Genomic DNA, 1,087 nt, shown 5'->3' with positions numbered 1-1,087 from the left:
GCACATAACCTCTCTCAACGCCCATGCTATTAATCGAGATACTCTTGATCCCACTTTGTTTCAAGGTTTGACGAATATGATAGATGGTCGAATACAACTGCTGCGTAGCCCTGCTCATATCCATATCCGGCCATAACATCGTGATGATATCTTCACGATCGATCAACTGATCGCGATGATGCAGCAAATAAGCGAACAACTCCTGCGCCTTAGCAGTCCGCCATTTGGTTACTCGAGGTTCCTCTCCAGGGGGTTGAAATACAAGATGATTAAAGCAGCCTACCGTAGCGAATCGGGATTCCGCTTGTTTCGTTACGTTCGTGCCTAACCTCATATGCAAACGTTCTACCGTACTCCGCAATCGTTCCAATAATATCGGCTTCATGATGTAATCCAGCGCGCTGACTTCGAAAGCATCCAGCGCATACTGCCTATACCCGGTAACGAATACGATCTCTACTTGAGGCAGAATTGCGCGAAACCGCTTCCCCGTTTCCATACCATCGATTCCAGGCATGTTAATATCGAGAAACACCACATCCGGCTGAAGCTCCCTTGCGAGTTCAATAGCTTGTAAGGGGTCGGTATAGGTCCCTGCAACTTCAACTCCATCCACTTCGTTTTCCAGCATAATCTGAAGCTGCATCAGAGCTAAAGTTTCGTCGTCAACTAGTATGGCTTTCATTGGATGATCCCTACCTTACTATCTTTTATTAACTGCCCGATTGGAAATAAGGAGTCCACCCCATCATTAGTTAGGGTGGACGATACATTCATTTCATACCGATTTTTAGTGAGCCGTCCATAGCTCGCCGCCCTCAGAACTGGCTATGTAACTATGATTCCTGGAGTCTTCCTCGATGTGTTCATACGCCCAGAAGCTTGCCTGAACATCCGGCCAGTTGTTCCCCGAAGTACCAGTTAGATTAAATGTACCATCTGGATAACCGCCACTCGCTGCCCAGTGGCTGCTCGATACATCCTGATAATCAACGTGGGCCGAAGATGGAAATGACGACTTCACCGGTCATAACCGCTTTCTCTCCATCGGTATATATTCGATGAAGATTCACAGAGTGTTCAGGAA

The 1,087-nt window shown here is 47.1% G+C and carries 1 protein-coding gene; it reads right to left on the bottom strand.

The window, feature by feature from the left end:
* Positions 1-685: response regulator (locus tag AC1DWB_RS35895; protein WP_477545831.1), on the bottom strand; the 685-nt coding region annotated here is incomplete at its 3' end.
* Positions 686-1,087 lie beyond the last annotated feature (402 nt).

The organism is Paenibacillus sp. P4_E11, assembly GCF_056401635.1.
This window is presented reverse-complemented; position numbering and strand designations above follow the sequence as displayed.